Origin of the sequence: Ramlibacter rhizophilus, assembly GCF_004681965.1 — a bacterium.
Classification (GTDB): domain Bacteria; phylum Pseudomonadota; class Gammaproteobacteria; order Burkholderiales; family Burkholderiaceae_C; genus Ramlibacter; species Ramlibacter rhizophilus.
Genome location: NZ_SMLL01000001.1, coordinates 85,532 through 102,474 on the forward strand (window position 1 = coordinate 85,532; position 16,943 = coordinate 102,474).

Annotated in this window: 17 protein-coding genes; 5 read left to right on the forward strand and 12 right to left on the reverse strand. The window is 70.8% G+C overall.

Annotated elements, in window-relative coordinates; translation table 11 throughout:
* Positions 1–8: 8 nt before the first annotated feature.
* Positions 9–725, forward strand: a complete 717-nt coding sequence (locus EZ242_RS00385; RefSeq protein ID WP_135283134.1) for a DUF4142 domain-containing protein — start codon at positions 9–11, stop codon at positions 723–725.
* Positions 726–728: 3 nt separating this feature from the next.
* Here EZ242_RS00385 and EZ242_RS00390 read toward each other — a convergent pair whose 3' ends face one another.
* The 4 genes from EZ242_RS00390 to coxB all read right to left on the reverse strand — a co-directional run bounded on the left by EZ242_RS00390 (position 729) and on the right by coxB (position 6,399).
* The gene (locus tag EZ242_RS00390; RefSeq protein WP_167784585.1) at positions 729–2,726 is read right to left on the reverse strand and encodes an acyltransferase family protein; all 1,998 of its coding nucleotides are present in this window, start codon (positions 2,724–2,726) and stop codon (positions 729–731) included.
* Between the two features lie 82 nt (positions 2,727–2,808).
* A complete protein-coding gene (locus tag EZ242_RS21860) occupies positions 2,809–3,171 on the reverse strand; it encodes a hypothetical protein (protein WP_167784586.1) in 363 nt (120 codons plus the stop codon).
* Between the two features lie 7 nt (positions 3,172–3,178).
* Positions 3,179–5,704, reverse strand: a complete 2,526-nt coding sequence (gene ctaD / locus EZ242_RS00395) for a cytochrome c oxidase subunit I (RefSeq protein WP_135283136.1) — start codon at positions 5,702–5,704, stop codon at positions 3,179–3,181.
* Positions 5,701–6,399, reverse strand: a complete 699-nt coding sequence (gene coxB / locus EZ242_RS00400) for a cytochrome c oxidase subunit II (RefSeq protein WP_135283137.1) — start codon at positions 6,397–6,399, stop codon at positions 5,701–5,703. The genes ctaD and coxB overlap by 4 nt, the downstream gene beginning before the upstream one ends.
* 9 nt (positions 6,400–6,408) lie before the next feature.
* Here coxB and EZ242_RS00405 point away from each other — a divergent pair, with 9 nt between their 5' ends.
* Positions 6,409–6,882: a DUF2231 domain-containing protein gene (locus EZ242_RS00405; protein ID WP_135283138.1), complete on the forward strand. Its 474-nt coding sequence runs from the start codon at positions 6,409–6,411 to the stop codon at positions 6,880–6,882.
* A gap of 30 nt (positions 6,883–6,912) precedes the next feature.
* Here EZ242_RS00405 and EZ242_RS00410 read toward each other — a convergent pair whose 3' ends face one another.
* Both EZ242_RS00410 and EZ242_RS00415 read right to left on the reverse strand, forming a co-directional pair.
* Positions 6,913–7,344 carry a CopD family protein gene (locus EZ242_RS00410; RefSeq protein ID WP_167784587.1) on the reverse strand — a complete coding sequence of 144 codons (432 nt, stop codon included), beginning with the start codon at positions 7,342–7,344 and terminating at the stop codon, positions 6,913–6,915.
* 136 nt (positions 7,345–7,480) lie between these two features.
* On the reverse strand, positions 7,481–8,023 hold the full coding sequence (locus tag EZ242_RS00415) for an NUDIX hydrolase (protein WP_135283140.1): 543 nt from the start codon (positions 8,021–8,023) through the stop codon (positions 7,481–7,483).
* 142 nt (positions 8,024–8,165) lie between these two features.
* Between EZ242_RS00415 and hmgA the strand changes: the two genes are divergently transcribed.
* The gene (gene hmgA / locus EZ242_RS00420; protein ID WP_135283141.1) at positions 8,166–9,473 is read left to right on the forward strand and encodes a homogentisate 1,2-dioxygenase; all 1,308 of its coding nucleotides are present in this window, start codon (positions 8,166–8,168) and stop codon (positions 9,471–9,473) included.
* A gap of 137 nt (positions 9,474–9,610) precedes the next feature.
* Here hmgA and EZ242_RS00425 read toward each other — a convergent pair whose 3' ends face one another.
* From EZ242_RS00425 to EZ242_RS00450, 6 genes are all read right to left on the reverse strand, one after another.
* The gene (locus EZ242_RS00425) at positions 9,611–10,678 is read right to left on the reverse strand and encodes a TRAP transporter substrate-binding protein (RefSeq protein ID WP_135283142.1); all 1,068 of its coding nucleotides are present in this window, start codon (positions 10,676–10,678) and stop codon (positions 9,611–9,613) included.
* A 69-nt stretch (positions 10,679–10,747) separates the two neighbouring features.
* Entirely contained in the window at positions 10,748–12,067 is a 1,320-nt protein-coding gene (locus tag EZ242_RS00430) for a TRAP transporter large permease (RefSeq protein ID WP_135283143.1), read from the reverse strand.
* Positions 12,064–12,540 carry a TRAP transporter small permease gene (locus EZ242_RS00435; RefSeq protein ID WP_135283144.1) on the reverse strand — a complete coding sequence of 159 codons (477 nt, stop codon included), beginning with the start codon at positions 12,538–12,540 and terminating at the stop codon, positions 12,064–12,066. The genes EZ242_RS00430 and EZ242_RS00435 overlap by 4 nt, the downstream gene beginning before the upstream one ends.
* A 57-nt stretch (positions 12,541–12,597) precedes the next feature.
* Entirely contained in the window at positions 12,598–13,299 is a 702-nt protein-coding gene (locus tag EZ242_RS00440; RefSeq protein WP_135283145.1) for a fumarylacetoacetate hydrolase family protein, read from the reverse strand.
* Positions 13,296–14,354 carry a gentisate 1,2-dioxygenase gene (gene gtdA / locus EZ242_RS00445; RefSeq protein WP_135283146.1) on the reverse strand — a complete coding sequence of 353 codons (1,059 nt, stop codon included), beginning with the start codon at positions 14,352–14,354 and terminating at the stop codon, positions 13,296–13,298. Before gtdA ends, EZ242_RS00440 begins: the two co-directional genes overlap by 4 nt.
* Before the next feature lie 23 nt (positions 14,355–14,377).
* On the reverse strand, positions 14,378–15,568 hold the full coding sequence (locus tag EZ242_RS00450; protein WP_135283147.1) for a 3-hydroxybenzoate 6-monooxygenase: 1,191 nt from the start codon (positions 15,566–15,568) through the stop codon (positions 14,378–14,380).
* A gap of 93 nt (positions 15,569–15,661) precedes the next feature.
* On the opposite strand from EZ242_RS00450, the gene EZ242_RS00455 reads away from it, so the two are divergent.
* Together EZ242_RS00455 and EZ242_RS00460 are read left to right on the forward strand one after the other, a co-directional pair.
* Positions 15,662–16,108: a MarR family winged helix-turn-helix transcriptional regulator gene (locus tag EZ242_RS00455; protein ID WP_135283148.1), complete on the forward strand. Its 447-nt coding sequence runs from the start codon at positions 15,662–15,664 to the stop codon at positions 16,106–16,108.
* Positions 16,109–16,212: 104 nt separating this feature from the next.
* Positions 16,213–16,893 carry a YiaD family glycine zipper/OmpA-like lipoprotein gene (locus EZ242_RS00460; protein ID WP_135283149.1) on the forward strand — a complete coding sequence of 227 codons (681 nt, stop codon included), beginning with the start codon at positions 16,213–16,215 and terminating at the stop codon, positions 16,891–16,893.
* The last annotated feature ends 50 nt before the right edge of the window (positions 16,894–16,943 follow it).

The window sequence follows — 16,943 nt, forward strand, 5'->3', positions numbered from 1 at the left end:
GATGACCCATGAAATCGAAGTACCTGATTGCACCCACCGCCCTGGCTGCCCTGCTGTGCGCAGGCATGGCCTCGGCCCAGAGCACCACCGCCCCGGCATCGGGCAGCGGCGCGACCGGCGGCGCCATGGCCCCCAAGGCCCCGGCCACCACGGCCAGCCGCGAGTCTAAGCCCGCGAAGGACGACAAGCTCGCCCGCGGCGACCGCAAGTTCATCGAGGATGCCGCTGCCCACGGCATGTTCGAGGTGCAGGCGGCGCAGCTGGCGGCGACCAAGGCGAGCGACGCCCAGGTCAAGTCCTTCGCCGAGCAGCTCGTCAAGGACCACACCCAGGCCAACCAGGGCCTGCAGCAGATCGCGAGCAAGCACCAGGTCGACATGCCCAAGGAGCTGCCGCGCTCGCAGCGCAACAAGCTGCAGGACCTGCAGAAGAAGACCGGCGCCGAGTTCGACCGCGAGTTCGTCAAGGAAGTGGGCGTCGAGGCCCATGAGGACGATGTCAAGAAGTTCCAGAAGGCCGCCAAGGACGTGAAGGACCCCGAGCTCAAGGCCTGGGTGGACAAGACCCTGCCGGCGCTGCAGCAGCACCTGGCCTCGGCGCAGAACCTGGAGAAGTCCGTCAAGGAAGACGGCTCGCGCATGGGCGCCGGCCCGGCCAAGCAGCCGGCCCGGCCTGCCGGCGACGCCGCGAAGCAGCCGGCCGCTCCGGCCAAGAGCGGCGGCTGATCCTCAGCGCGCCTCGCCCTCCTGCCGGGGGGCGAGGGCGCGGGCCAGCGGCTCACGCAGCGCGAGGGCGCCGGCCTCGCTCAGGTGATGGTGGTCGCGGTACATCGCGCGGCCACCGTCCTGCACCCGGCATGTCCCGTTGCACAGCCAGTCCATCGGATCCAGGTGGTCGATGGATGGGCGTTCACTCCACGGGCCCAGCGCGTTGAGGAAGGCTTCGTGCCGTTCGCGCTGCGCCTGTGCCGAGCGGTCCAGGCGGGTCTTTCCGTGCGCCGCGCCCAGCGCCAAGGTGGCGGGCACGTTCTTGTCGTAGAAGGGAACGGGCCCGATGACTTTCACGCGCACGCCCTGCGACTCCAGCCATCCCAGGGTGGCGCCGAGCGACTCCTCGGCCGCGATCAGGCCGGACGCGCTGTGCGAGGGCCCCACGCGCGTGAGCGGACCGTCGTCGCGGAAGTAGGTGCCCCAGAACCCCGCCAGCACCACGGTGCGGATCTGCGGGTGTGCCTGCAGGTAGGCGCGCAGCGTCTCGGCATAGCGGCGGCATCCGGTGCGGCTGCGGCTTCGCGCCTCGAACATCGGCGGGCAGGCCGTGCGCGCCGCCAGCACGCCGCTGCGGCCCTGTGCCGCCAGCACCTTGTCCATCGCCGGCGCCCAGGCCAGCAGGTGGCTGTCGCCCCAGAGCAGCACGTCGGGCGAACGCTCTGGCGCACCGAGCACACAGGCCGATTCCAGCGGCCGGGTGGCGCAGGGCCGCCACGCCACGCGCTCGCTGCGGGTGCGGTCGTGCTGCAGCACCAGGGCGTCGTAGCGGTCGGCGAAGCCGCGGTCCACCAGCAGCCCCCAGGCGGCGAAGGCGCCCAGTGCGAGGGCGCTCGCGCTTGCCACGATGAGCGGCCGCCCGCGCCGGGGCCGGGCCGGGGTGGGCCGGCGCCAGGGCTGCTCGACGAAGTGATAGGACAGGCTGGCCAGCGCCAGCGATCCGGCCAGGAGCAGGGGCGTGGCCCAGGTGGGCTGCTCGAAGGCACTGGCATAGCGCGCGAACACCAGCACCGGCCAGTGCCAGAGGTAGAGCGAATACGAGATCAGGCCCACGTAGACCACGGGGCGTGCCTGCAGCAGCCAGCGCGTGACCGCCGGCCGCTCGCCGTGGCTGCCGGCATGGATCACGGCGGCCGCGCCCAGCACCGGCGCGAGCGCCGCCAGTCCCGGGAACAGCGTTGCCGGCTCGAGCAGCACGCAGCTCGCCACAATCGCGCCCAGGCCCCCGGCCGCCAGCAGCTCGCGCACCGCGCGCGAGCGCACCGGGGCGACGCTGCCCAGCGCCAGCAGGCAGCCGACCAGCAGCTCCCAGGCGCGGAAGGGGGCGAGGTAGAAGACGGCGGCCCGGTTGGTCTCCAGATAGGCGGCCGCGATCGCCAGCGAGCCGACGGCGCCCGCCAGCAGCAGCGCGCGCGTCGTGCGGGCGGCACGGCGGCGCAGCATCAGGAGCACGATGGGGAACAGCAGGTAGAACTGCTCCTCCACCGCGAGCGACCAGGTGTGCAGCAGGGGGTTGAGCGCCAGGTCGGTCGCGTCGAAGTAGTCTGAGCCGCCCAGGTAGAAGACGAAGTTGGCGCTGAAGCTCAGCGTCCCCAGCAAGGCCAGTAGGGTGGCCGTGAGGTCGCTCGGCAGCAGCAGCAGCCAGCCGGCCACGGCGGTGGCCGCCAGCATGGCGAACAGGGCAGGAAAGAGCCGGCGCGCCCGCCGCTCGTAGAAGCGGCCGAAGTTGAAGCGGCCCTGCGCCATCTCGCGGTGGATGATGGTCGTGATCAGGTAACCCGAGATGACGAAGAAGACGTCCACGCCCACGAAGCCGCCGGTCACGGCCGAGGGCATCAGGTGGTGGAGCACCACGGCCACCACGGCCAGTGCGCGCAGGCCGTCGATGTCGCTGCGGTAGTGGGCCCAGGCATCGGCGCGCGGATGGGCCCGCCCGTCAACGGCGGTGTTCGGCTGCATGCCGCGAAGGCTCAGGCATTCGCGAAAGCGGCCCGGTAGGATGCCCGGCGAAGCGGCTGTCGGCCCAGGCCGCTGTTGCAACTCAGAGGCAGGGCGGCAGCATGACGAGCGGCGTGCCGACGAAGAGCGTGCCCGCGCTCGACACCGCGTACAGCCAGGCCGATGCGCGGCCGATGAAGCGGGCGTCCTGCGCGCTTTGTCCGCCCGCAAGCGGATCGTTCGCCGAACGCCAGCTCGCCCAGGCCGCCCAGGCCAGCGCCGCCGCCGTGCCCAGCGTGACCAGCAGCAGCACCGCATTGATGGCCGTGAACGGCCCCTGGCCGGGTGCGGGCGGCCAGGCGGCGCAGCCCACGGCCTGGCCCGCGTACACCAGCCCGAACCAGGCCAGCCAGGCCGCCTGGCCGGCGACCAGGTGCAGGGGATGCGTGGGGGCGGGCAGGCGCATCGGGGCCTCAGCGCAGCAGCAGCGGCAGCAGCGACAAGGCGGCCCACCCCAGCACGGCGGCGACGCCGGTGAACTGCCACAGCATCAGGACGACCTGGGGTTCGTAGGGCGCGTCGATGCCCACGTGCTGCGCATGGATGCGCCAGGCCTGCAGGGCCGCGGCCACGCTGCACAGGGCGCCATGGACCAGCAGGTACCACAGGGTGAAGGCGATCATGGCGTCGTGCGCCGTCACCGCCGGCTGCAGCGGCGCCGCGACCAGCAGCAGGGCGAGCGCCGCGCAGCCTGCCGCACCGGCGGCCGCCGCCACGAGCAGGCGCGTGCGCAGGCCCCCGGCCTGCCGCGCGCGCAGGCGCACCACCACGCTGCGCACGGCCACCCAGCCGGCCAGCAAACCGGCGGACGCCAGCCCGAGCGGCCACACGCCGATGGGCGAGCTCGCCGGCGGCCGCCAGTTCGGCGCCGCCGTCCACAGGTAGAACCAGGCGAACAGCAGCGAGGCGTAGAGGGCCGCGTTGGCCAGCAGCGCCGTGCCCGTGCCCCAGAGGCCTGGGCCATCGAAGGTGTGCGTGTGCAGCCGCAGGCCTTCGGGCAGGTCCTTCGCGTGCTCCGCCGCGCCGGCGACGTGGGTGCCGTTCTCCCAGGACCAGCGCAGCAGCACGAGCACCACGGCCGCCAGCATCACCAGCGCGAAGCCATAGACCTTCGTCAGCAGGCCGATGCACAAGGCCGTGAGCAGCAGCGCGGCCAGCAGCGGCCACCAGGAGTTGCCGGGCAGGACCATGACCTCGCGCGGCTCGCCCGTCACCGGGTTGCAGCCCAGGGTCTCGCGCCGGCCATGCCCGGCTTGCGGCAGCCCATGCCGTCCTTCGGCGATGCTGCGCGGCAGCTCGGGACTCTCCCAGAGCGGATGCCGGGTGGGGATGGTGGGCAGGCTGGCGAAGTTGTAGCTGCGCGGCGGCATGCCGGCGGCCCATTCCAGCGTGGGGGCATTCCAGGGATTGACCGGTGCGCGCCGGCCGTGCCGCCAATGCAGCAGCCAGTCCAGCAGCACCGCCGCCAGGCCGAAGGCCATCACGAAGCCGAAGACCGAGGACACGAGGTTGGGCAGGTCCCAGCCCAGCCCGCCGGGGTAGGTGTACACGCGCCGCGGCATGCCCAGCAGCCCTGTCCAGTGCATCACGAGGAAGGTGCCGTTGAAGCCGATGAAGGTGAGCCAGAAACCCACCTGCCCCAAGGCGGGCGAGGGCATGCGACCGCTGAAGAGGGGCATCCAGTAGTACAGGCCCGCGACCAGCGGGAACAGCATGCCGCCGATCAGCACGTAGTGCAGGTGCGCCACCACGAAATGCGTGTCGTGCACCTGCCAGTCGAAGGGCACGAAGGCCACCATCACGCCGGTTAGTCCGCCCAGCACGAAGATGGCCACGAAGCCGGCGATCCACAGCATGGGCAGCGACCAGACGGGGCGTCCGCTCCAGAGCGTCGCGATCCAGGCGAACACCTGGATGCCCGAGGGAATCGCCACCAGCATGCTGGCGGCCGCGAAGAAGGCCTGCGCCAGCGCCGGGATGCCCACCGCGAACATGTGGTGCACCCACAGGCCGAAGCTGAGGAAACCGGTCGCGATGAGCGACACCACCACCCAGGTGTAGCCCACCAGCGGCCGGCGCGCGAACACCGGCACCAGCGTGGACACGATGCCCGCGGCCGGCAGGAAGATGATGTACACCTCCGGGTGGCCGAAGAGCCAGAACAGGTGCTGCCACAGCAGCGGGTCGCCGCCGCGCGTGGGGTCGTAGAAGGCCCAACCCGCCGCGCGCTCCAGCTCCAGCAGGATGGAGCCGAGGATCAGCGGCGGGAATCCCAGCACCACCATGAAGGAGCTCACCAGCACCGCCCAGGCGAAGATGGGCAGGTGCTGCAGGTCCATGCCACGCGCTCGCGTGCGCAGGATGGACACGATCAGGTCCACCGCCGCCGAGACGCTCGCGATCTCCACGAAGGTGACGCCGATCAGCCAGAAGTCCGACTGCACGCCGGGCGAGAACGGGCGGCTGGCCAGGGGCGTGTACATGAACCAGCCGGCGTCCGGCGCCAGGCCCAGCACCAGGCTGAAGGTGAGCAGCGTGCCGCCGAAGAGATAGCACCAGAAGCCGAAGGCGGACAGGCGCGGGAACACCAGGTCGCGCGCGCCCAGCATCTTGGGCAGCAGGTAGCCGGACAGCCCCTGCAGCACCGGCACCGCGAACAGGAACATCATCATGGTGCCGTGCATGGTGAAGGCCTGGTTGTAGGCCTCGGGCGTCATGAAGGCCTGCTCGGGCCGCGCGATCTGGGCCCGCATCAGCATGGCCAGCAGCCCCGCGATCACGAAGAACACGCCGCCGGTGACCATGAAGCGCCGCATGACGATGGTGTGGTTGACCACCGCGAGCGCGCGCCAGCCGCGCGGGTTGCCCCACACGGCCTCGAATTCCTCGTGCAGCCGGTCCGCGTCGCGCGGGGGCGCTTCCAGCACGGGTTCGCTCATCGCGCCGCCTCCTGGGTGCCGCGCGCCTCGACCAGCCAGGCCTCGAAGCGGGCCGGCTCCATCGCATGCACCGCGAACTTCATGTGCGCGTGCCCCAGGCCGCAGAACTCCGCGCACTGGCCCAGGAAGGTTCCGGCCTCGTCGGCGCGCAGGCGCAGCACCTGCACGCGGCCGGGGAGCGCGTCGAGCTTGCCGCCCAGGCGCGGTATCCAGAACGAGTGGATGACGTCGCGGCTGCTCACGTGCAGGTCCACGTCGCGGCCCACCGGCAGGCGCAGCTCGTTGCGGATCCGAACGCCGGCCTCCGGGTAGACCAGGTGCCACTCCCAGCGGCTGGCGCTCACGTGGATCTCCAGCGGCGCGGGCTCACCCGCGCCGCGCGGCCAGGCGATCTGGTGCCGGCCCGCGGGCGTGCCGAAGACCAGCAGCGCCAGGATGGCCACGCCGGGAAGCGCCACGCCGCCGCCGATGATCCAGCGCTGCCCGCTGCGCTGGGCGTCGTCCTGCGCGTGGTTGCGCCGCGAGCGCATGGCCCACAGCCAGAGCAGCAGCACGCCCAGGAGCACCAGCGTGGACACCCCCAGCATCCACCACCACACCTGGGCGATCGCCTCGGCCGAGGGCCCGGCCGGCGCCAGCGCGGACAAGGGACCGGCGCAGCCCGCCAGCCCCATGAGTGCCGGGCCGGCTCCCATAATGGCCCGATGGACACCCCGCGCACGCCCGAACCCATCCTCAGCCACGCGGCCATCAAGGGCCATCCGGTGCATCCGATGATGATCCACTTCCCCGTCGCATCGCTCATCGGGCTGGTGGCGGTGGACGCGGCCTGGATCGCCGGCGGCGATCCCTTCTGGGCGCGCGCCGGGCTGTGGCTGGCCGGCGTCGGCGCGCTGGGCGGCTGGCTCGCGAGCGTCGCCGGCCTGGTGGACCTGCTCACGGTCGGGCGCGTGCGCCGCCTCGTCACGGCCTGGGGGCATGCCCTGATGGCGGTGATGATGCTCTCGCTCGCCAGCATGAACTGGCTGCTGCGCCTGACGTCCGACGAGCCGGGTGCGCTGGTCAACCCCTGGGGCGCGGGCCTGTCGCTGCTCACGGCGGGTTTCATCGCCCTGGCGGCCTACCTGGGCGGACGCCTGGTCTACGAACACGCGGTGGGCGTGGACACCGGCGACTGAAGCAGGAGAGGTTAACAGCACGGGTCGGCTTCAGAAGACGGGCTTGCCCAGCACCAGCCAGGCGATGGTGCCCAGCCACAGGGCCGAACTGGCACCGACCAGCGCGCTCACCACGCGCGTGCGGACCGGCGAGGTGTTCTCGTGCTGGCGCTCGGTGCGCAGGATCAGCATGCCGCATACGCCGTGGCCGAGCACCAGCAGCGAGACCACGCCGAGCTTGGCCAGCAGCCACACGGCCACCGGCCCCTGCAGCAGGAAGATGGCCGTGCCCGAGGCGATGGCCACCAGGGCGGCGGGCGTGGCCATCAGCGTGAACATGGGACGCAGCAGCCGCTGGCGCGAGGGATCGACCGGCGTGGCCGGCCGGGCGCTCGCCGCGCTGGCGATGGCCGCCGCCATGTACAGCAGGCAGCCGCTCCAGACGATCACGGCCGAGATGTGCAGCAGCTTGAGCCAGGGCAAGGGGGACTCCAGGGGGCCGTGCGTTCCCGCGGGTGGCGGGACGTCGCGCGAGGGGCGGCACCTGATGTTGAGCCAGCGTGCGGTCGGCTGGCGTCGCCCCTGGCTGAATCGCCTGTAGGACGCGGACTGCGCGGGGCTAGTCGATGTCGATGGTGTGCACCGACAGGCGCCCCTGGCGCCGGTCCTCGAAGAAGCGCAGCAGCGTCTCGCGCACCGTGCGGAAGGCGATCTCTTCCCAGGGGATCTCGGACTCGGCGAACAGCCGCGCCTCCAGCGTCTCGATGCCGGGCTCGAAGCGGTCGCTGGTCAGCCGGGCCAGGTAGAACAGGTGCACCTGCCCCACGCGCGGCACGCTCAGCACGGAGTGCAGGCCCTCCAGCTCGAAGCGCGCGCCGGCTTCCTCGACCGTCTCCCGCGCCGCGCCCTGGGCGGCGGTCTCGCCCAGCTCCATGAAACCGGCCGGCAGGGTCCACTTGCCCCAGCGTGGCTCGATGTTGCGCTTGCACAGCAGCACGCGCTCGCCCCAATAGGGCACCGTGCCCACCACGTTCAGCGGGTTCTCGTAATGGATGGTGGCGCAGGAGGGACACACGGCGCGTTCGCGCGTGTCGCCATCGTCCGGCAGCCGGTAGGCCACCACGGTGCCGCAGTTGCGGCAATGTTTGATCGGGCTGCGCATCGGGGGGCAGTGTAAGGCGGGAGGAGTCGCAGGCAAGCGGGCAGGGTCGGGCGCGTGTGTCGAAGGGGCGCCAGCGTCCGGGCTTCGATGCCGGCCAGGTGCCAGAATGGACCGTTCGTCCAGCCTCCAGCCCCTACCTGCCATGACCCACCCGACCTCTTCCGGCGAAGACCTCGCCTACCAGAGCGGCTTCGGCAACCAGTTCGCGAGCGAAGCCCGCGAGGGCGCGCTGCCCGTGGGCCGCAATTCGCCCCAGCGCGCGCCGCACGGCCTGTACGCCGAGCTGCTCTCCGGCGCGGCCTTCACCGCCCCACGCCACCGCAACCTGCGCACCTGGATGTACCGCATGCGCCCGTCCGCGGCCCATGGCCGCTTCGCGCCGCTGGGCGGCCAGCGCGGCTGGCTCACCGGGCCCTTCGACCAGGCGCCCACCCCGGCCAACCGCCTGCGCTGGGATCCCTGGCCCATGCCCGATGCGCCGACCGACTTCATCGACGGCGTGATCTCCGTGGCGGGCAATGGCGACGCGCATGCCCAGGCCGGCGTGGCGGCCCATGTGTACTGCGCCAACCGCTCCATGACCGGGCGCTACTTCGTGAACTCCGATGGCGAGATGCTGCTGGTGCCGCAGGCCGGTGCGCTGCTCGTGCACACCGAGCTGGGCCGCCTGCACGTGCGCCCGGGCGAGATCGCGGTGGTCCCGCGCGGCATGCGCCTTCGCATCGACCTGCCCGAGGGCAGCGCGCGCGGCTACCTGTGCGAGAACTATGGCGCGCCCTTCACGCTGCCCGAGCTCGGCCCGATCGGCTCCAACGGCCTGGCCAATGCCCGCGATTTCCAGGCACCGGTGGCCGCCTACGAAACCCGCGAGGGCCCGGTGCAGCTGGTGAACAAGTTCCTGGGCAACTTCTGGGTCGGCGAGCAGGCCGGCACGCCCCTGGACGTGGTCGCCTGGCACGGCAACCTCGTTCCCTACAAGTACGACCTGGCCCGTTTCATGGCCATCGGCAGCATCTCCTTCGACCACCCGGACCCGTCCATCAACACCGTGCTGACGTCCGGCACCGACACGCCGGGCGTGGCCAACTGCGACTTCGTCATCTTCCCGCCGCGCTGGCTGGTGGCCGAAGACACCTTCCGGCCGCCCTGGTTCCACCGCAACATCATGAGTGAGTTCATGGGCCTGGTGCACGGCGTGTACGACGCCAAGGCCGAAGGCTTCGTGCCCGGCGGCGTGAGCCTGCACAACTCCATGCTGGCCCACGGGCCCGACGCCGCCACCTTCGAGAAGGCCAGCGCCGCGCCGCTTGCGCCGCACAAGCTGGGCGACACGCTGGCCTTCATGTTCGAGAGCCGCCACGTGTTCCGCCCGACGCCGTCGGCGCTTGCGGCCCCCAATCTGCAGCCCGGCTACGACGAGGTGTGGGCTGGCTTCGCATCGCAGGGCTGAGTCGCCCCGGGCAGGCCCGAGGCCGCCGCAAGCCGCGTGGCAAGAACCTCTGGGGCCTGGAATGACAAGGGCCCTGCACGCGCAGGGCCCTGGGTCACTCTGATTCACGGCAGCCGCCGAAGCGGCGTGCCGGCGGCTCAGGCCTTGCGGGCCGGCGCGTTCACGGCCTTGCCGTGCTTGTCGATGAGCGTGCGGGCGGTCTCCAGCAGCTTCTTGCCGTCGTAGCCGCGCTTGTCCATGTCCTCGGCCCATTCGACTTCGACCAGGCGGGCCTTGCGGCGGAACTCCTGCGCGTCGGCGGCGGGGATGGTGTAGATGGTGTTTCCGCGCGCCTCGGCGGCCTTGCGGCCGGCGGCATCGTTGCTTTGCTGCGTGCGCCCCAGCCAGCCGGAGGTGGCCAGGCCCGAGTTCGCGTCGATGACCTTCTTGAGGTCGGGCGCGAGCGACTCGTACTTGGCCTTGTTCATGGCCATCACGAAGGTGGTGGTGTAGAGCGCACCGCCCGCGGGGTCGAACTCGCTGTGGTTGCTGGTGAGCTCGTGCACCTTGACCGAGGGCACCACCTCCCAGGGAATGGCGCAGCCGTCGATGGTGCCCTTGGACAGTGCGTCCGGGATCTGCGGCAGCGGCATGCCCACCGGAATGGCGCCCAGGTAGCCCAGCATCTTGGTGATCTGGCGGGTGGGGCCGCGCAGCTTCACGCCGCGCACGTCGTTCACGGTCTTGATCAGCTTGCTGCGGGTGTGGAACATGCCGGGGCCGTGCACGTGCAGGGCCAGCACATGGGTGTCCTTGAACTCGTCGGGCGCGGCGGTCTGGTAGTACTCCCAGTAGGCGCGCGAGGTGGCCTCGGCGTTGTTCATGATGAAGGGCAGCTCGAACACCTCGATGCGCGGGAAGCGGCCGGCGGTGTTGCCCGGCAGGGTCCAGACGATGTCCACCACGCCGTCCTTGGCCTGGTCATAGAGCTGCACGGGCGTGCCGCCCAGCTGCATGGCGGGGTAGCCCTCGAACTTGATGCGGCCGTTCGATTCCTTCTCGACCTTGTCCATCCACGGCTTGTGCATGGACAGCCACACGGCCGACTGCGGGGCCATGAAGGTGTGGAACTTGAGGGTGACGGCCTGCTGGGCCAGGCCGCTGAGGCCGGGTGCCCCGAGGGCCACGGCGGCGCTGGACTTAAGCAGGGTACGACGCTGGATCATGCTGGGTCTCCGAATGCGAATCGGTGGACCTTACCCGAGCTGGCCCAGCCGGCCATACGGGGCTTTCCCTCAAACGAGGAACTGAATGATCCAGAGCGAGATGGCCGGGAAGAACAGCAGCAGCAGGGTGCGGACCACGTCGCTGGCCAGGAAGGGCAGCACGCCGCGGTAGCTTTCGGCGATGGGCACTTCCTTGGCCAGCCCGTTGACCACGTACACGTTCAATCCCACCGGCGGCGCCAGCAGGCCGAAGCCCACCGTCATGAGCACCATGATGCCGAACCAGATCGCCACCGATTCGCGCGGCATGCCGAAGTCCAGGCTGATGATCAGCGGGAAGAAGATGGGGACGGTCAGCAGGATCATGGACAGCTCGTCCATCACCGCGCCCAGCACCACGTAGAAGAGGAGGATGCCGGCCACCACCGCCAGCGGCGGCAGGTTCCAGCCGCGCACCACGTCGGCCAGCTGCGCCGGCACCTGCGTGAGCGCCAGGGCCGAGTTCATGAGGTCGGCGCCCAGGAAGAGCAGGAAGATCATGGCCGAGGCCTGCGCCGTGGCGTAGAAGCAGTGCTTGAACTTGGCCCAGGTCATCTCGCGCTTGCCCAGCGCCGCCAGGAAGGTGGCGGCCGCGCCCACGGCCGCGCCCTCGGTGGGCGTGAAGAAGCCGCCGTAGATGCCGCCGAAGACGATGGCGAAGATCGTGACCATGGGCAGCACGCCGGCCAGCATGGCGCCGGTCAGGCGCGGGCGGTCCTCGTCGTGTTCCGGCGCGTGGCCGGGAACGAAGCGCACGTACAGCGCGATGGCGATGATGTAGCCCACCATCGCGATCAAGCCCGGCACCATGGCCGCGGCGAAGAGCTTGGCGATGTTCTGCTCCGCGAGGATGGCGTAGATCACCAGCGGCACCGAAGGCGGGATGAGGATGCCCAGCGTGCCGCCCGCGGCCAGCGTGCCGGTGGCCAGGCGCCCCGAGTAGCCGTGGCGCTTCATCTCGGGCAGCGCCACCGAGGTGATGGTGGCCGCCGTGGCGACCGAGGAGCCGCAGATCGCGCCGAAGGCGGCGCTCGCGACCACCGCCGCCATGGCCAGGCCGCCGCGGAAGCCCGACATGAGGACGCTGGCGAACTCGAACAGCGCCCGCGAGATGCCGCCCTGCGTGGCGAAGTTGCCCATGAGGATGAACAGCGGGATCACCGACAGGTCGTAGCTCGCGAAGCGGGCGAAGGCCTGTGTGTTCAGGAAGTTGGCCAGGGGCAGCCAGCCGGCCTGCAGCACGTAGCCGATGCCGCCGGCGGTGAACATGGCGATGGCGATCGGCGTGCGGATCGCCATCAGCAGCAGCATGATCCCGAAGATGAGGGCGGTGAGGGCGAGCGGGCTCACGCCTGAACCTCCGGCCCGAAGCCGCGCAGCGCCTGCACCAGCGCGATGAGCGCCGTGAGCAGGAGGGCCGGCACCATGGCTGCGTACACGGTCCATTCCGGCCAGCCGAGCATCATGGTGGTCGTCTGCGTCTCCCAGGAGTTCAGGCCGCCAAGCGTGGTGCGCCAGGTCATGAGCCCCATGGCCAGGGCCAGCAGCAGGGCGCCCAGGCGGTCCAGGGCGGCGTTGGTCTCGGGCCGCGCGCGGGTGGTGAAGAAGTCCACGATGATGTTGGCCCGCGTGGCTTGCGCCCAGGGCAGGAAGAGGGCGATGGCCGCGCCGGTGGCCACGCCGGTGAGCTCGAAGTCACCGACCAGGGTCCAGCCGGTGGTGTTGCGGCCAATGAGGCTGGCGCACGTCATCAGGGTGATGAACGTGAGCAGCACGCCGGCCAGGATGGCGCACAACTTGGCCAACATCTCCAGAACGCGCACGCGGGTCTCCTTCTCATGGTTGTCGTGCCATGCCGGAGCCCGCGCGCGGCGGGCGGCTCAGGCGGCCTGCACCTTCACCGACAGCGGCGTGAGCCCCTCGACATGGCCCGTGAGCGTATCACCTGCCACCACCGCGGCCACGCCTTCGGGCGTGCCCGTGAAGATCAAGTCGCCTGGCTGCAACTCCCAGGCGGCCGACAGGTGCTCGATGGTCTCGCCGATGTTCCAGATCAACTTGGCCACCGTGCTGCGCTGGCGGTCCGACCCGTTCACCTGCAGCCAGATGGCCGCCTTGTCCACGTCGCCGGCCTGCTCGGCAGGGGTGATGGGGCCCATGGGCGCGGACTGGTCGAAGGCCTTGCCGATGCACCAGGGGCGGCCCTGCTTCTTCATGTCGTTCTGCAGGTCGCGGCGCGTCATGTCCAGGCCCACGGCATAGCCGAAGATGTGCTGCTTCGCGTCGGCGGCCTTGATGTTGCGCCCGCCCTGGCCGATGGCCACCACCAGTTCGATCTCGTGGTGGAAGTTGCTGGTGAGGCTGGGGTAGGGGATGGTGCCGGTCTGGCCGGCCTCCACCACCACCAGCGCGTCGGCCGGCTTGAGGAAGAAGAAGGGCGGCTCGCGGCCGGTGAAGCCCATCTCCTTGGCGTGCTCCTCGTAGTTGCGGCCCACGCAGTAGATGCGGTGCACCGGGTAGCGCTCGGTGCGGCCCACGACGGGGACGGCCACCGGGGCGGGGGGATTGAAGACGTAGCTCATGACAACCTTTCTTCTTTGAGGATGCCCAGGGCCTGGTGCACCGGGCGGTCGGAAAAACTGAACAGCACGCAGCCGGCTTCGCTCTCGAAGCGCAGCGCGTGCCAGGAGGGCACCACGAAGTGGTCGCGCGGCCCGACCTCGTGGCGGACGATGGCGCCCTGCGGCGACTCGACGTGCACCACGGCCCGGCCTTCCACTACGCTGTAGACGGCGCCGTCGGTCTGGCGCGCCGCGCGGCCGCTGAAGCCGGCAGGCAGCTTCTGCATGAAGGTGGCCAGCGTGGGCATGGGCCAGCCGCCGGTGAGCGGGTTGAGGTAGCGCAGCTTGACGCCTTCCCATTCGTCGATGGGCGCATCGCGCTCCAGGCGCTCCAGCGCCTCGCGCGAGCGCTCGTAGGGGTAGCTGAAGATGGGCGAGGTGGCGCCGAAGGGCGCGTCGCCGCGCACCGGGGCCATGTTGTGCCCATAGCGGGCGAAGCTGCTGCCTTCCACGCGGGTGACCTGCTGCGAGCGCGCGCTGCCGTTCTCGGCGAAACCGGCATCGAAGAAGCGGACCATGGGAATGTCCAGGCCGTCCAGCCACACCACCGGGCCCTCGGCCTCGCTGCCGTGGTCGTGGAAGGTCCAGCTCGGCGTGATGATGAAGTCGCCCGGGCGCATGGTGGTGCGCTCCCCGTCCACCGCGGTGTAGGCGCCCGAGCCCTCGACGATGAAGCGCAGCGCACTCTGCGTGTGCCGGTGCGCCGGGGCGACCTCGCCGGGCATGATCAGCTGCAGGCCGGCATAGAGCGACTGCGTGATGGCCGACTGGCCGCGCAGTGCGGGGTTCTCCAGGATGAGCACGCGCCGCACCGCTTCCTCGGCGGTGATGGCCTGGCCGGCGCGCATGAGGAGCGGGCGCACCTCCTCGTAGCGCCACAGGGCCGGCACGCAGGGGGACTGCGGATGCACCGGCACCAGGGCGTGCAGGACCTCCCACAGCGGCGTGAGGTTCAGCGGGTCCATGTCGCGATAGAGCTGCTCGCGCTCGCGCGCGGCTGGGTGGGGGGCGTTCATCGGGTCGGTCCTCGTGAAAGGTCTCAGGCGAAGAGCTGGTTGGGGTCGATGCCCTCGTACATCCATTTCAGGCCGGCGAAGCCGGCCGACTCGGTGCCGCTCTGGAACAGGCGGTTGCGCAGCTCGCGCTGCACGCCGCTCGCATGATAGATGTCGCCATAGAAGCGGGCGGTGAGCTGCACGCGCCCGGTGCGCAGGTAGCGATGCTTCTGGTACAGCTGGAAGGCCTCCTGCGGCGAAGCGGCGGCCTTGAGGGCCTGCCCGAGCACCACCGCGTCCTCGATGGCCTGGCCCGCGCCCTGCGCCAGGTACTGCAGCATGGGATGCGCCGCATCGCCCAGCAGGGTCACGCGGCGGTCGGTCCAGTTGGCGACGGGCTCGCGGTCGCACAGCACCCACATCTTCCAGGTCTCGATCTTTCCCAGCAGCTCGCGCACGGGCGGCACGGCCTGGGCGAAGCGCTCGTTCAGTTCGGCCGTGTCGCCGAAGGTGTTCCAGCCTTCGTCGTACTTGTTGCTGTGGAACACCGCCACCAGGTTGAACAGCTCGCCGCGGCGCAGGGGGTAGTGCACCAGGTGGGTCTTCTCGCCGCCCCACAGCAGCACGTCGTCGCTCCACAGGTGCGCGGGCACGTCCTCGCGGCGCAGCACCGCGCGGTAGGCGATGTGGCCCGACACGCGTGGCTTGCCGTCGCCCACCACCTGCTCGCGGATGCGGCTCCACAGGCCGTCGGCGCCGATGAGGGCGTCACCGGCGAGCTGCTCGCCGCCGGCCAGGCGCACGCGCACGCCGGCCTCGTCCTGCTCGAAGGACTCGACCTTGGCGCTGGTGCGAAGCTGCACGGTGGGCTGCTTCTCGCAGGCGCGCAGGAAGACGTCGTGCAGGTCGCCGCGGTAGATCACGCCATAGGGAAAGCCGTAGGCCGCGCGGGCGACGTCGCCCAGGGGAACGCGCACCACGCGCTCGCCCGTGCGCACGTCGTTCATGCCCAGGCCCGGGGGGAAGTAGGCCACTTCGTTCACCGCCTCGGTCAGGCCCAGCCACTCGAACATCTTGAAGATGTTCGGCCCGAGCTGGATGCCCGCGCCGATCTCGCCGAAGGCGGCGGACTGTTCCAGCACCGTGACGCGGTGGCCGTCCCGCGCGAGGACATACGCGGCCGCCAGGCCGCCGATGCCGCCGCCGGCGACGATGAGATGCAGGGCTTGCTTCATTGGCTTCTCCTCGGAGGATGTGGGCGGGTTGCTAAGCATACATATGATATGCGTGCATTGCAATTGGCCGCGCGCCCACTACACTCCGTGCCCATGGCCAAGGGCTTCGATTTCCAGCATGCACCCGGACACCTGATCCGTCGAGCACAGCAGGTGGCGGTGGCGGTCTTCCACGAGGAGACCGCCGCGTTCGAGGTCACGCCGGTGCAGTTCGCCATCCTCAACGCGCTGATCGAGTCGCCGGGCGAGGACCAGGTCACGCTGGCGGCCCGGGTGGCGTTCGATGCCGCCACCTTCGGCTCGGTGATCGGCCGCCTGGAGGCGCGCGGCTGGGTGCGGCGCGAGGCCGACGAGGTGGACCGGCGCCGCAAGCGGCTGTGGATCACGCCGCCGGGCCAGCGCGTCGCACAACAGATGAAGCACGCGGTGGCGCGCGCCCAGGCCCGCATCGTCGAGCCGCTCGACGCTGTAGAGCGCGAGCAGCTCGTGCAGCTGCTGCGCAAGCTGGTCGCGGGGCACGAGGGGGCCGTCTCAAGCTGAGCTGCGGCATCGTCCTACGGCAATCTCAGACGCACGCTGCGCGCCAACAGCGCGGCGGCTGGGCCCAATCCCCTGTGGAAGCCGCAGAGAAAGGACAGAGAGACATGAACCCCACCCTCAATTCCCGCCGCTCGCGCAGCGTCGTGCTGAGCGCCGCCCTGGCCGCCGCGCTGGCCGCCACCACGGGCTGCGCCAACATGGACATGGGGGCGATGACGCCCACCCAGCGCAACGCCGCCATCGGTGCCGGCGTCGGCGCGCTCGGCGGGGCGGTGATCGGCCGTGACGTCAAGGGGGCTGCCGTGGGCGCAGGCCTGGGCGCCCTGGGCGGCTACGTGTGGTCGCAGCAGATGGAGCAGCGCCGGCAGGCCATGCAACGGGCCACCGTGGGCACCGGCGTGCAGGTCTCGCAGACGGCCGACAACCAGCTCAAGCTGGATATTCCGAGCGACGTGTCCTTCGACACCGGCCGTGCGGACATCCGGCCCAACCTGCGTCCCATCCTGGACCAGTTCGCCTCGGGCCTGGCCAACCAGCCCATGACCGAGGTGCGCATCATCGGCCACACCGACAGCACCGGGCCCGACGAGCTGAACGAACGGCTGTCGCTGCAGCGCGCCCAGGCGACGCGCGACTACCTTGCCGCGCGCGGCGTGGACCCGCGCCAGGTGGTGATCGCCGGCCGCGGCGAGCGCGAGCCCATCGCGGACAACAGCACCGACGCCGGGCGCGCGAAGAACCGGCGGGTGGAGATCTACCTGGGTGAACGCGTAGCCGCACGCTGAAGGCCGGCTTTTCGCTCCTCCCCCCGCTGGGGGAAGGCTGGGAAGGGGGG